This window comes from Bacillus sp. FSL K6-3459 (genome assembly GCF_038003305.1).
In the GTDB taxonomy this organism is placed as follows: Bacteria; Bacillota; Bacilli; order Bacillales; family Bacillaceae; genus Bacillus; species Bacillus pumilus_O.
The window spans coordinates 3,588,926-3,602,861 of the sequence record NZ_JBBOOW010000001.1 but is presented as its reverse complement, the minus strand read 5'-3'; the positions used below and the strand labels follow the sequence as shown (position 1 = coordinate 3,602,861).

13 protein-coding genes and 1 riboswitch are annotated in these 13,936 nt (G+C 39.8%); of the genes, 6 read left to right on the top strand and 7 right to left on the bottom strand.

What is annotated here, in order from left to right; all coding sequences use genetic code 11:
• Positions 1–146 precede the first annotated feature (146 nt).
• The 3 genes from MHI35_RS18350 to MHI35_RS18340 form a co-directional block, all read right to left on the bottom strand.
• Positions 147–1,049 (bottom strand): quinate/shikimate dehydrogenase, encoded by a 903-nt coding sequence (locus tag MHI35_RS18350; protein ID WP_144457273.1) that lies wholly within the window; start codon positions 1,047–1,049, stop codon positions 147–149.
• Between the two features lie 18 nt (positions 1,050–1,067).
• A complete protein-coding gene (locus tag MHI35_RS18345) occupies positions 1,068–2,249 on the bottom strand; it encodes an MFS transporter (protein ID WP_144457271.1) in 1,182 nt (393 codons plus the stop codon).
• Positions 2,250–2,684: 435 nt separating this feature from the next.
• Positions 2,685–3,707, bottom strand: coding sequence for a LacI family DNA-binding transcriptional regulator (locus tag MHI35_RS18340; protein ID WP_335349428.1), 1,023 nt, complete (start codon positions 3,705–3,707; stop codon positions 2,685–2,687).
• A 216-nt stretch (positions 3,708–3,923) separates the two neighbouring features.
• Positions 3,924–4,003: riboswitch (glycine riboswitch) on the top strand.
• Between the two features lie 161 nt (positions 4,004–4,164).
• Here MHI35_RS18340 and MHI35_RS18335 point away from each other — a divergent pair.
• Positions 4,165–5,511, top strand: a complete 1,347-nt coding sequence (locus MHI35_RS18335) for an amino acid permease (RefSeq protein WP_335349429.1) — start codon at positions 4,165–4,167, stop codon at positions 5,509–5,511.
• 48 nt (positions 5,512–5,559) lie between these two features.
• Here MHI35_RS18335 and MHI35_RS18330 read toward each other — a convergent pair whose 3' ends face one another.
• Together MHI35_RS18330 and MHI35_RS18325 are read right to left on the bottom strand one after the other, a co-directional pair.
• Positions 5,560–6,240 (bottom strand): DUF3169 family protein, encoded by a 681-nt coding sequence (locus MHI35_RS18330; RefSeq protein WP_335349430.1) that lies wholly within the window; start codon positions 6,238–6,240, stop codon positions 5,560–5,562.
• On the bottom strand, positions 6,237–6,443 hold the full coding sequence (locus tag MHI35_RS18325) for a helix-turn-helix transcriptional regulator (protein WP_012011842.1): 207 nt from the start codon (positions 6,441–6,443) through the stop codon (positions 6,237–6,239). Before MHI35_RS18325 ends, MHI35_RS18330 begins: the two co-directional genes overlap by 4 nt.
• A 170-nt stretch (positions 6,444–6,613) precedes the next feature.
• On the opposite strand from MHI35_RS18325, the gene MHI35_RS18320 reads away from it, so the two are divergent.
• Positions 6,614–7,237, top strand: coding sequence for an NUDIX hydrolase (locus MHI35_RS18320; protein ID WP_335349431.1), 624 nt, complete (start codon positions 6,614–6,616; stop codon positions 7,235–7,237).
• A gap of 11 nt (positions 7,238–7,248) precedes the next feature.
• On the opposite strand, the gene MHI35_RS18315 is transcribed toward MHI35_RS18320, so the two are convergent.
• Positions 7,249–7,731 (bottom strand): DUF4188 domain-containing protein, encoded by a 483-nt coding sequence (locus tag MHI35_RS18315; protein WP_335349432.1) that lies wholly within the window; start codon positions 7,729–7,731, stop codon positions 7,249–7,251.
• A gap of 4 nt (positions 7,732–7,735) precedes the next feature.
• A complete protein-coding gene (locus MHI35_RS18310; protein ID WP_144458519.1) occupies positions 7,736–8,287 on the bottom strand; it encodes a PadR family transcriptional regulator in 552 nt (183 codons plus the stop codon).
• A gap of 175 nt (positions 8,288–8,462) precedes the next feature.
• Between MHI35_RS18310 and MHI35_RS18305 the strand changes: the two genes are divergently transcribed.
• The 4 genes from MHI35_RS18305 (at position 8,463) to MHI35_RS18290 (ending at position 13,898) form a co-directional block, all read left to right on the top strand.
• The gene (locus MHI35_RS18305) at positions 8,463–9,341 is read left to right on the top strand and encodes a hypothetical protein (RefSeq protein WP_335349433.1); all 879 of its coding nucleotides are present in this window, start codon (positions 8,463–8,465) and stop codon (positions 9,339–9,341) included.
• A gap of 347 nt (positions 9,342–9,688) precedes the next feature.
• Positions 9,689–11,548 (top strand): beta-glucoside-specific PTS transporter subunit IIABC, encoded by a 1,860-nt coding sequence (locus MHI35_RS18300; protein WP_335349434.1) that lies wholly within the window; start codon positions 9,689–9,691, stop codon positions 11,546–11,548.
• Between the two features lie 4 nt (positions 11,549–11,552).
• Positions 11,553–13,019 carry a glycoside hydrolase family 1 protein gene (locus MHI35_RS18295; protein ID WP_335349435.1) on the top strand — a complete coding sequence of 489 codons (1,467 nt, stop codon included), beginning with the start codon at positions 11,553–11,555 and terminating at the stop codon, positions 13,017–13,019.
• A 30-nt stretch (positions 13,020–13,049) separates the two neighbouring features.
• A complete protein-coding gene (locus tag MHI35_RS18290; protein WP_335349436.1) occupies positions 13,050–13,898 on the top strand; it encodes a PRD domain-containing protein in 849 nt (282 codons plus the stop codon).
• The last annotated feature ends 38 nt before the right edge of the window (positions 13,899–13,936 follow it).

Genomic DNA, 13,936 nt, shown 5'->3' with positions numbered 1-13,936 from the left:
TCGCTCCGCTCCTGTGCTCGCCCTTCCTAGACTGCAAAGATTTTCTATCACGCTGAAAAGAAGACAAAGGGCTAAAATGAAGATCATTTTAGCCCTTTGTCAATAATGTAAGACGACCTCCGCATAGGAAGTCGTCTTTTTTTGTTTTAGAAACGGTCATTTTCAAAAAGAATTTGTTTAACTTGATCAACTGGCATATCTTCACCAGTAAAGAGTTTGTAAGCAAGAGCACCTTGCCATAGCATCATTCCAAGACCGTTAATGGTTTTGGCGCCAGCTTCCTGTGCTTGCGCAAGAAGCTTTGTTTTTTGCGGGTTGTATACGACATCTGTCACGATCAAATCTTCACGAAGTACATCAAGTGTATCATCGATAATGCTGAGTTGATCTAGTGGTTTCATGCCAAGGCTTGTCCCATTTGCCAGGATTGCACTTTCTGCTACTTCACGACGGAACGCGTCTTTGTCTTCAAGTGGGAAAATGTTAGCTTTCACGCCAAAGGATTTCATTTCATTGTTGATGTAATTTACATTTTCTTCGGCTTGAACAAAGTATTGATCTTGGCGAGCAAAAATACTGATTTCACGAATACCAGATTGTGCAAGCTGAATCGCAATCGGAGTCGCCGCACCGCCAGAGCCAACGAGAGTGACCTTTTTACCGGCTAATTCAACGCCATGTTCAACCAAGTTTCTCACATATCCAAGACCGTCTGTGTTGTAACCGATGAGCTTGCCATCCTTGTTGACAACGGTGTTACTTGCACGTGTGTATTTTGCAGAATCGTCTAGTTCGTCTAAGTAATCTAGTACTTTCATTTTGTTCGGCATTGAGACGTTAAATCCAGCTGCACCCATTGCTTTCATACCATATACGGCTGCTTCTAGTTCATCATTCCCTACTTCAAATGCAAGATAAGCATAGTTGATACCTGTTAGTGTATAGCCAAGGTTATGCATCCGTGGTGAAAGGCTGTGCCCGATTGGTGTAGCAAGAAGACCGACTAATTTTGTTTTCCCATCAATATTACGTTCATGTATGTTTGTCATGATTGACATCTCCTTCAATTATCTAAATAATTTTTTCATGCGTCCAAGAACAAAGACCGCTAGCAATACGCTCATAACCGCAATGATCATATCGAAAAATAACGTCATTTTAATATCGTACGTGCTGACCAATCCACTTGTAATGAGCGGCACGAGGATAAACGCAGAGCTTGCCGCAATGTTGACATAGGATGAAGCCGTTGCTTTGTTTGTCGGGAATAGTTTCATCATGATACTCATCGCTAGCTGGAAGATTCCCGCTGTAAATAGCCCTAAGAAAAAGGTGCTGACAATGACAATGCTGTATGTTTCGATTTGGAAAAGTGAAACCATTGCAAGGAACGCCCCTATTGGATAAATGATCGCTACCATAATCGGTGAAATGAATTTATCTAAAACGATCGACAGCAAGAGAACAGATACCAGTGCACCGATACTAAAATAAGATAGAAGCTGTGTGGCTTGTTCTGTGCCAAGTCCGATTAGTTTTGACCCGAGCTGCGGAAGCCATGTCTGCCATACGACAAACAATGCAGTCGACGTGAATCCCATGAGTACAACAGCTAAGCCTTCGCCAAGCATTTTTGGTTCTTCCTTCAGCTGCTCCTGTACTGGAAGAGCGTCTTGTGAAGAAACTTGCTTATGATTCGGGAAGGGCATAAAGATTAAGTAAATCCCAACAAGTAAATAAAGAAGCCCTAGTCCAAAGAACGCCCAGCCCCAGAAGATGTCATGTGCCACTAGGAACGCCAAGATAAATGGAAGAACTGTCGCCCCAATGGATACAGACGCTTTCACTAAAACAGACGCAGAACTTGCTTTTTTCGGAAATGACTCAGTCAAAGCAGGATAGGTTCCTGAATCAAGCAGTGAATTTGCAATACCTGCTGAAATCGCAAGGATAAATGCCAGTGTATAACTCGTTGTCGTTGGAATACCGATTAAGAATAATAAGTAAAGAAAATTCCCTGTAATAATGACAGGCTTACGTCCCCAGCTGTCGGCTAACCGGCCTGAGAAAAAGAGTGCAATGAGTTTACCAATTCCGATCGCCGAGACAAGCAAGCTAATTTTCGGAATATCTACATGGTAGCGTCCAGATAAGCTGTCCATGTTGGAAGCTATAATAATATTGATCATGCCAAGCATGAAGTAGTTTAAATACATACCAATTGATGATTTAATATAAGGATTTTTCATGTTCCCACTCCTATATTTGAAACCCCTTTAAGGTCAAATTCTTTGTCTACCCTTTGTTATTTCCTTACATGTACATAAGTCCATCACAACACCCCTTGTGTGATTGATGAGAGTAAATTAATGAATATTCATCTCTTCTTTCATTAAGTACATCGTTCTACTAAAGTTTAAAATATAATAACAGTCTTGATTAGAAAGTGAAACTTCATGATTTGATCAGAATCATAAAATATCGTTCTCAACTGTTTTTTGATAGAAATAACGATATGATGAATTAGGTATAACGATATACTAAAAGAAGCAACGAGATAAATATACTCCTGTGTTTTAAATGTGTCAAGTTTATGACTTTGTGATTTAAAAAAAGAAAAATGAAACAAAGAAATCGTTGACTTGATCAATAAAAAAGAGAATTGCTGTACGCAATTCTCTTTTTCATGATGAGGGAGCGGTTTCTCTAATATGAAGTTGAGGCTTTAAGATCAATCTCTGCAGCTCTTCATCCTGTTCGTTCATTTTATGATATAAAAGGTTCGCTGCTTTTACCCCGATGGATCGGGGGAAGGAGGAAACAGTGGTGAGCGGCGGATGGTACATTTCCGCTTCAGGAACATTATCGAATCCAACCACATCGATATCTTCACCAGGCTTAATGTCCCGTGCTGATAGTTCTTGAATGACTCCAAATGCGAATAGATCACTAAAACAAAAAATAGCAGTAGGAGGCTCAGGCTGATCCATCACTTGGGCAAGTGCTTCTTTCCCGCCTTCACGAGTAGGTTCTATGTCTATAATAAGAGAATCATCAATCGTCAGATTTTCTTCGTCATGGGCTTTTTTGAAACCTTTCATCCGCTCAATCCAAGTTGATGAGGTCTTGATGCCGCCTAAGAAGGCGATACGCCGATGCCCCTTTTGAAGAAGATGACGAATCGCCATCCAAGCACCTTGTTCATAATCAACACCGACATAGTCACATTGCACATCTGATAATTCTCGATTTGCCAGTACTTTTGGGGTGCGAATTTGATTTAATTGTTTGACCGTGCGTGCAGAGCTTTTTGAAGCTGGGTTTAAAATAATTCCACCCACTCGGTGCTCTACCATTGTGGAAATGAGCCGCTCCTGCTTATCGACACTGTCAAAGGTCGTACCAAGTAGAACAGTATAGCCCAGTGATTCAAGCGTGGTTTGCACGCCAATTAAAAACTCAGACATAAAGGTATTAGAAATATCCGTGACAATCACACCCACGATATTTGAGCTTTTTGATCGCATGTTGGCAGCAACACGGTCGTAAACGTATCCTAAGTCCTCCATGGATTGCAGTACTTTTTTTCGAGTGGCTTCAGAGATTCTAGGATTATTTCGAACAACAAGTGATGCCGTTGAAGTCGAAACACCGGCATGCTTGGCAACTTCCTGTAATGTGACGCGCTGTTTGTTCATTTTCTTCATTTGATTACACCAACTTCCTTCGCCGAACATCTTTTGATTTATTATACATGAATCAAGAGGGATTGATGAAGTGAAGTTATATGGCTACAACCGTTACTCATAAAAAATTTCCATTGACAGGTTTCTTTTAGAGGCGTAAAATATGAAATTATTCAGAAATAGCAACATTTTAATAAAATAACGAAGGCTATGATTGCTGTGGGTCACACTATAGCAGGAGCAGCTTCTGGAGAGACCGCATGTATGTGCGGCGCCGAAGGGTTCACAATCTCAGGCAAAAGGACAGAAGAGTACGAAATATTGTATTTGTAATGCATGGTTGATGCCGTGTATTGCTTTTCTCTATTTTGCTATTCTTTTATGACCGTGAGATTGGAGCGCATCCAATCTCTTTTTTTATGGACTTTTTGAGAGTTCATTATTTCAGTATAATATCGTGTCGTAGGAGGCGTTAGCGTTGGAACAACAAGAATTAAAACGAGATTTATCAAACCGCCATGTTCAGTTGATTGCAATTGGCGGAACCATTGGAACTGGGCTGTTTTTAGGCTCTGGAAAGGCCATTCAATTGGCAGGTCCATCGATCATTTTTGCTTATTTAATTGTCGGAATGGCGATCTTTTTCGTCATGAGGGCACTTGGTGAATTGCTTTTATCGAAGACAGGCTATCAGTCATTAACCGATATTGCAGAGGACTACCTTGGTCCGTGGGCTTCCTTCGTGACAGGGTGGACGTATTGGTTTTGCTGGATTATGACCGCGATGGCGGATGTGATTGCGGTCGGAGTGTATGTGCAGTATTGGTTTGACATCCCGCAATGGATTCCTGCTATCATTTGTTTGTTGATTTTACTAGGGTTTAATTTATTAACGGTGAAGCTTTTCGGAGAAATGGAATTTTGGTTTGCACTTATTAAAGTGATTACGATTCTATTGCTGATCGGCGTTGGAATTGTTCTTTTAATCATTGGTTTTCAAACAGATACAGGGCCGGTGACGGTAACGAATCTTTGGTCACACGGCGGACTATTCCCACATGGTGTCACAGGCTTCTTACTGTCATTCCAAATGGTCATCTTTGCATATGTGGGAGTGGAACTGGTCGGTGTGTCCGCAGCAGAAACAGCCAATCCGCAAAAAAACATCCCGTCTGCGATTAATAAAATTCCATTAAGAATTCTTTTTTTCTATGTGGGCGCCATTTTTGTCTTACTATGTATCAATCCATGGACTGAGCTCAGTGCATCAGAAAGTCCTTTTGTAAAAACCTTTGGTCTGATTGGAATTCCAGTAGCAGCGGGACTTATTAATTTTGTTGTCCTAACGTCTGCGGCTTCTGCTTGTAATAGCGGTATGTTCTCGACGAGCCGAATTTTGTATAATCTCAGTCATCAAAAACAAGGCCCATCTTCCTTTGGCCGTCTGAACAAGCACGCTGTACCAAGTAATGCACTATTCGTTTCAACGATTGTAGTTTCGGTCGGTGCTCTTTTAAGCAAGCTGATTCCAGAGCAAGCCTTTGGTATTGTTACAACCATCAGTGCCATTTGTTTCATTTGGGTATGGAGTATTATTTTAATTTGCCATTTGAAATATAAGAAGAAACGTCCTGAACTGCATAAGGAGTCTACCTTTAAAGCACCGTTCACACCTTTTGTAAACATTTGTGTTCTTGTCCTTTTTGCTGCCATTTTAGTGATCATGCTGTTTGCGGATGCAACACGTCCGGCGCTCTTGTTAACACCAGTTTGGTTTGGTTTCTTATTATTGATTTATGCAAGAAAGAAACGCCGTGCGTCATAATAGATAGAAAAAAGCACAGCCTTTGCAGTAGGCTGTGCTTTTGTTCATTCAACGATTTCTAATCCTGAACATATAATTGGCATTCAAAAGGATTAAAACAACTCCAATCACGATGATTGAGAAGAGCTGAGAGTGATTGGCCCCAAGGGAATACACAATCAAAATAAACATGGCACCGGTCAATAAGATGTTCATCATTTGATACGTGTGAAACAGTCCGCCAAGCATCACATGCTTTTCACCTTCGTCAGAAATAGCAAGCAGTTTTTTATTATAATCTTTGTCAGTCGGGCTTGGGAGATTGCGATTAGGGTAGACAAGTTTTAGAACGGATAACGCTACATAAGAACTGATAATGGTGATGATAAATAAAGCAACATTGACGAGAATCAGCCAAATAGGAAGTTCGGTAACGATAGCCATACCGATGGCAGTAATGGATAAAATGGTACTCACTGTATTGGCTAAAGTCGAATCAGTAAAGGTGCGATACTGTTTTGCTTCGAGTTCATCCTCTTCATCTCCAGATACCGAAAGTGATACTCTTTTCTTCATACGTGAAATCCCTGAAAAACAATAAACAATCAATACAATCGTCAAGCCGCTGATGACAAGAGTCGCTTCAAATGCGACATCAAGAAGGGTCATCTCAAATTCAGCTGCCAGCAGACAGTAAGCGCCGAGAAAGCCAAGGAGAGCACCTAATAGCATTTTGTATACAGTTTTCATGATAGTTCATCCTCCTCGAATAGAAAAATACGTTCAATGGGTTCCTGAAAAATTCGTGAAAGCTTAACAGCGAGCAAGAGAGACGGCATTAATTCATCTCGTTCCATTAAGCTGATGGTCTGACGAGAAACCTTTGCACGATTGGCAAGTTCAGTTTGGTTCAAACCATCACGCGCACGAAGCTCTTTTAATCGATTTTTCATTCTGTCACCTCAATTTTGATCTGAATCTTTCTTTGATTGTAAAGCATCTTTATCAATTTGACAAGTAAAGTTGTCAAATTGATAAAGATAATTGTCAGAAGGTTCATCTTTCTTCAAAAGATGAACCATGATACGCTAAAAGAAAGAGAAACAGAAAATAGGTGATGTCCGTGTTCATTGACCAATTAAAAAATGACTTACATCAATCTCAACCTTTATTTATTGGAGAAGAAACAGCGTTCAAAGCTGCAGTCCTTGTCCCTTTGGTGCAAGTAAACGGAGAATGGCATATTTTATTTGAGGTGCGATCGCTCATCATGAGAAAACAGCCGGGTGATATTAGCTTCCCTGGTGGCAAGCTCGACGGCAGCGAAACAGCACAGGAGGCTGCATTGCGAGAAACACATGAAGAGCTTGGCATTCCGCCAGAATCGGTGGAGATTCTTGGACAGCTCAGCCCTTACATTGCATCTCCGTCCTTCGTGGTCTATCCATATGTCGGGATCATTGATGAACAAAAATTAAAACACTCCTTCAATCAAGAAGAAGTAGAAGAGACCTTTACCGTGCCTTTATCATGGTTAAATCAATATGAGCCATACTTACATCATGTATCCGTTCAGCCAACACCAGCTGAGGATTTCCCTTATGAAAAAATCATGAATGGTGAGAAGTACCGCTGGGGGAGTCGTTCGATAGAGGAATGGTTTTATGATTATGAAGACTACACCATTTGGGGATTAACAGCCCGCATATTAAAACATTTTGTGACCGTCGCAAAAAGAAATTCCTAGAGATTCGCTCTCTAGGAATTTGTTGTTTTCAGCCGTTCTTTTGCTGTTTGTTTTCCTTTACCAATTGGGATAGGCGCTCTCGCTTGGCTCAGTCCATAAGAAGGCATGTTCACATAGACGGATTCATATGAGCCGGCTTGAATTTGATAAGTTTCATGATAAATACCCACTGCGTCATTGTTCTGAGCCCTCTGATGGAAGTTCTTCCAAGCTGCCAAATGTTTTTCCATCTTTGCATAAGCCAGAAGGTCATCTGTTGATCTCCAATATTGGATCATCGCTGTCGTGCGTAAGCCAAAGTAATTCTCTGTCCCGAGGAAACCAAGCTCTTCTTGATGGGTATACAGCTCTTTGATCATACCAGGCATTGACATGAACACAGGCATCCATTGATGAATCGCCCAGCGTTTGTTGATCCGCATGCCGATAATAAACACAACAATCGAGTCAGAATTCTCCGTTGTAAACCTGCCAGTACGTATGTCTTTTTTCATACATTTACCCTTCCTTCTTCATCAAATGGGATGTCTCCACACACCAATCAATTCCTGCTTGAGCCACTCTTTTTCCGTAATCTAATGTAAACAGCCAATACTTCGCATCTGCTTCATCGGGATAAAGCTCTTGAATGTTTTCTTCAATCGAAACATAGGTCTCATAACGGATACGAAGCTGTCTTTCATAATCCTGCAGAAGCACCAGTTTTTTCTCAATCGAAAGATATTGACCGAAGAATAACTTTAATAACACTTCATTTCGTTCTGTTGGTAACTGATCAAGAGGCTTTGCCAGCCATTGCCTTAACGTCTCCAGCCCTTTTTCAGTCAGATGATATTCCCGCTTGTCGGAGCGACCTGACGAAGAAGCAGGTGAAACCTCAGCAAGCCCTTCCTCGACTATTAACTTTAAAGCTGGATAAATTTGTCCATAACTAATTTTCCAAAAATGATGCAAGCTTCTATCAATTAATTGCTTCACTTCGTACCCTGACTTACAATCTGTCGTTAAAATACCTAAAATTGCATACGTCGTATCATTGTATTTTTTCATTTCAGCACACCTATCTAAAAGATATATCATTTAGATATATAATAAGCGATGTTCAGTAGAAAATACAAGCTGGTTTTCAAATTTTATAAAGGAGGTGAAGAGATAACAGATTTTGTTCATTGTGTTTTGACATGATAATGGAGGAAAAATACTCATGTTAACAGAGGAGGTACGTATGAGTAAATTGAAATTGTGGATCGTGTCTATCTTAACAGTGCTAGTCATTGGTGGAGGCGGCTGGACAGCATATCAAGCAATCGCACAAAAAAATTCATTGAACCATTCCTATGCATTTGCGTATAAAACGAAGGATAGAATGAGCTGGTTTAAGGTATCTGAGAGCAAAGGGAAAGTAACAGGGCATTTGAATGAAAAGTATGTAGAAGAAGTGAGATGGGATCCGCATATCTATAAAAAACAATTTGTTGTATCCGGCAATTCAAAAGAAAATGGATATGAATTCAAAGTCACACAAGGTAAAGAAACGATCGTATACGAAGTTCATTTTTCAGGAAAAGACCTTTCAGTGAAAAAACAAGGCGAAAAGAAAAGCACGATTTATCAGGCGATCAATCAAAAAAAGCTAGATAAATATCATAAAGATATTCAAAAACGGTATGATTATCTATTCGATACCGCGGAAGATAGGTTTTATGATAGTATGAGAAACTTCAAGGAGAAAGTGGCAAAGGTATATGGCTTTCTCTATACGGCAAAGGACAAACAATTATTTTTACAGGTGAAAACCATGCATATTGAGATTGGATGGACCGGCTCCCTTCTAATCACAACGGTTCCCGGAGAAGATTGTAAGCCTTATAAAGAAATGAGATTAGAAGTCTCGGGTGAAACGGATGGAAGAAATTTTAAAATGGGCTATGAGCCTTCAATTGAAGATGGGATCATTAAAGGTTCCACTGATCGAGATGTAAAATCAATCAAACTTCCATTTAAAATGACAGGCGGTACCGTAGAGTTAAAAGCGGTCACGAAGAAGGAATATCAAAAACAAGCGAAAGCATTTAAAAAGAAAGCAGAAGAACAGAAAAAATAATAAATGGTGAAAACCAGATGAGTAAACTTATCTGGTTTTTTATCATGGAGATAGTTCTTATTGATGATAAAAGGATATCGATGTATAAAAAGGCGAGAAAGGTTGTTTTAATGAAATTAAAGAAAATTAATTTAGGTAGATAGACCTTAATAAATTTCAGAAAAATAAATGTTGACGCTTTCATATAATCGATATATACTAAAAACAAATCCAATATAAATAAATTAGACATGTGACTGGTCATGCAGGCAGGATCTAAAAACGATGAATTTCTTTAATTTGTCGTTTTAGATCCTTTTTTTATTGCCAAAATATAGGTCTCATGTATGGGAAAAGGGGGAGAAACAATGGATTACACACAAGTTGCCAAAGACGTTTTAAAGCATGTTGGTGGTAAAGAAAACATTGCGCACCTTGAGCACTGTTCAACAAGACTTCGCTTCACACTAATTGATCAGAAAAAAGCAGATGTACCAGCACTAGAAAAAACACCAGGTGTCATAGCTGTCAGAATGTCAGGACAATGCCAAGTGGTCATTGGGAATGACGTGATTGAAGTGTATCAAGAGGTAACAAGACTAATGGGAAGCAGCTCATCGGGGCAAGTTATGCCATCTAATCAGCCAAAAGAAAAAAGAAAAATAGGCACAGTTCTATTAGATTTCATTGTCGGTGTCTTCCAGCCGCTTGTTCCAGCTATCGCAGGTGGAGGGATTTTAAAATCATTTCTTCTCCTTTTCTCTCTATTAGGCTGGATGGATGCAAAGGGTCAAACCTATCAAATATTGAACATGGTAGGGGACGCACCGCTTTACTTCCTGCCTTTACTAGTCGCTGTAACGACGGCGAATAAACTAAAGGTGAACCCACTCGTCGCATTATCAGCTGTCGGTGCGCTTCTTCTTCCGAACATGACGGCTATGCTTACTGAAGGTGCGCAATTGCTGTCATTCGACGTGAAAAATATAGCTTATGCGTATCAAGTGTTCCCAGCAATCCTTTCTGTATTGCTTTACGCTCAAATGGAAAAATTCTTCACACGATTTTCACCAAAACCAATTCGGATTTTCTTTGTTCCAATGATGTCATTAGTCATTACTGTACCAGTTACATTACTTCTATTAGGACCGATTGGTTTTACAGCAGGACAAGGTTTTTCATCCATCATTCTTGCAATGTTTAATACAGTAGGCTGGGTAGCTGTCGCGATTTTAGCAGCAGTCCTTCCATTCATGGTCGCATCAGGTATGCACAAAGCAATGGTCCCTTATGCAGTCACAACGATGGGTACCCTTGGGAAAGAAGCACTTTATCTGCCAGCATCACTTGCGCATAATATTGCGGAAAGTGGAGCGTGTTTCGCTGTAGCACTACGCACAAAAGACAAGGTACTCAGATCAACAGCTATTTCGGCAGGAATTTCAGCATTTTTTGGTATCACAGAGCCTGCTTTGTATGGTGTGACACTTCAAAATAAGCGAGTCCTTGGAAGTGTCATGATTGGTTCGTTTGTTGGCGGGATCTTCATTGGATTAGTTGGTATACAAGCCTTTGTACTTGTTGGCCCTGGATTAGCAAGTATGTCGATGTTTATATCAGATGAGCTCCCACGAAATCTAATGTTTGCTGTCATTGGAGCAGTCATTTCCTTTATTGTCGCTTTTATAGCTGCATTTGTATTAGGTAAGGATAAAACAGTAGAAGAAAAGACAAATGATCAAGCTGCATTTGCTGAACAAATTGGAGCAGGCGAAACATTCAAAAGTCCTGTGATTGGTCAAATGATCTCTCTATCTGAAGTAAAAGATGATATTTTTTCTTCAAAGGTCATGGGAGACGGAATTGCCATTGTCCCTTCAGAAGGAGCGCTTTACGCACCAGTAGATGGTGAGGTAACCATGCTGTTCGAAACAAATCATGCACTTGGTATGAAAACGAACCAAGGGGTTGAAGTGTTATTCCACATTGGCATTGATACCGTGCAATTGGAAGGACAGTATTTTCAGCCAAAAGTGCAGGCAGGAGAACGTGTTCAAGCAGGAGATTTACTGATTGAATTTGATGTAGAAAAAATCATAGCCGCAGGTTATGATCCAGTTACACTTGCTGTCATCACAAATACAGATCAATATGAAATAAAAGTACAGCCATTACAAGAGGTCAATCGTCAAGATACTTTGATGGTTGTCACACAATTAGGAGGCTAACCATATGACAACAATTAAAGGTTTTCCAAAAGGGTTCTTATGGGGCGGCGCCATTGCCGCCAACCAGGCAGAAGGTGCCTGGAATATAGATGGAAAGGGACCATCAGTTGCAGATATTGCAATGTATCGTTCCAACTTAAGTGTAGAAGATTATGAAGGACATCTTGCTGTGACTTCTGAAAATATAGAACGTGCAATAAATGACCCAGATGATAAAAAGTACCCTAAACGCAGAGGTGTTGATTTCTATCACCATTATAAAGAGGATCTGGCTCTATTTGCTGAAATGGGCTTTAAAACACTTCGCATTTCTATTGCGTGGAGTCGTATCTTCCCTACTGGAGAAGAAGCTGAACCAAATGAAAAAGGTCTGCAATTCTATGATCGTGTATTTGCCGAAATGAAAAAACTCAATATAGAACCGATTGTGACACTCTCTCATTATGAAATGCCTTTAGCCCTTAGTGTGAAATATAACGGCTGGGTGGAAAGAAAAGTGGTCGATCTCTTTGTGAAGTTCGCCAATGTTTGTTTCGAACGTTATCAACATGATGTGAAATACTGGCTCACCTTTAATGAAATTGATAGTATTCACCGCCACTCATTCATTACAGCAGGAATTATTCCTGATCGTTGCCCAGAAGGTAAAGTAGAAGAGACCGTGTATCAAGCACTCCATCATCAATTTGTTGCATCTGCTCTTGTAACAGCTGATTGCCATCGTATTATCCCTGGTAGCCAGGTTGGGTGTATGCTGACAAAATTGACAACGTATCCGCATACGTGCCATCCGAATGATGTGGAACAAGCTTTAAAACAAAACTTAGAAAACTATTTCTATGCAGATGTTCAGGTGTTTGGCGAATATCCACCACTGATTACAAGGATGCTTGAGAGAAAAAATATTCATATTCAAATGGAAGCAGATGATCTCAACATTCTAAAAGATAATACAGTCGATTTCATCTCATTTAGCTACTATATGTCTTTAACTGAATCAGCTCAAGAAGGGTTAGAGCAGACAGAAGGGAATACGATTCGTGGAGTCAAAAACCCTTATCTACCTTCAACTGACTGGGGCTGGCAAATTGATCCAGTTGGTCTGAAAATTTCTTTAATCGAACTATATGATCGCTATCAAAAACCTCTTATCATTGTCGAGAATGGAATGGGAGCAAAGGATGTAGTTGAGAGTGATGGCTCTATCCATGACGACTATCGGATTAACTATTTTAAAGAGCATTTCCGTCAGATGAGAGAAGCGATTGAAGAAGGCGTCGATCTCTTTGGATATACGAGCTGGGGTTCAATTGATATTATTAGTGCAGGTACATCACAAATGTCAAAACGATATGGCTTTATTCACGTAGATCAAGATGATGATGGGAACGGTACATTAAAACGATCTCGAAAAGACTCATTTTACTGGTACCAAAAAGTCATTGAGACAAATGGTGAATCGCTTGATTGAACACCACAATCTTGAAAACAGGTGATGACGATGTTTAAAATCAAAAAAGTTTTAAACTCGAGTGTGGTCCTGGCTGAAGATCAGAACCAACAGGAGATGGTTTTGTTTGGCCGTGGGATCGGCTATGGACAGAAACCAGGTCAAATGATAGAAGAGAAAAAAGCGGACCAAGTCTTTATGTCAGTCGATAATATGAGAGCAAAGGAATTTCTTCAATTGTTAGATTCAATGCCTCAAGAGTTTATCGACTTAACTCAGCGCATCGTCCAATATGCAGAAAAACGGTTAAATTCAAATCTAAATTCAGGTGTTTATTTTACCTTAATGGATCATTTGAATTTTGCTGTTGAACGACATAAAAAGAATATTAATATTACGAATCGCGTGTACTGGGAAATCAAAAATTACTATACTGAAGAATTTGAAGTAGGGAAGTACGCTCTTGAATTAGTCAATGATACATTGAGCATACAATTACCAAAAGAAGAAGCAGCCAATATCGCCTTTCACTTAATCAATGCATTAGGTGAAGAATCCGATTCAAAAGATAGCATGAAATATGCCAAAATGATCGGAAGCATTGTCAATCTTGTGCGCTATGCATTGAATATGAAAATGGACCAAGAGAATATTCATTATAGTCGGTTCATTACACATGTGAAGTTCTTTGTAGAGAGGTTTTATGCAAATAAATTACTCTCGGATCAAGAAAATGAGTTGTTTGAACAAATTGCACACTTGTATCCTCAAGCGATGGATGTTGCTTTTAAAATCAAAGATTATATTAAACAGGTGCATAGTATCGTCATTCCGAATGATGAGCTTACTTATCTTGCGGTACATATACACCGCCTCATGTCTTATCAGCAATTGAAATAATGGTGGAACCACTTGCCTTGTGATCAGGCAAGTGGTTC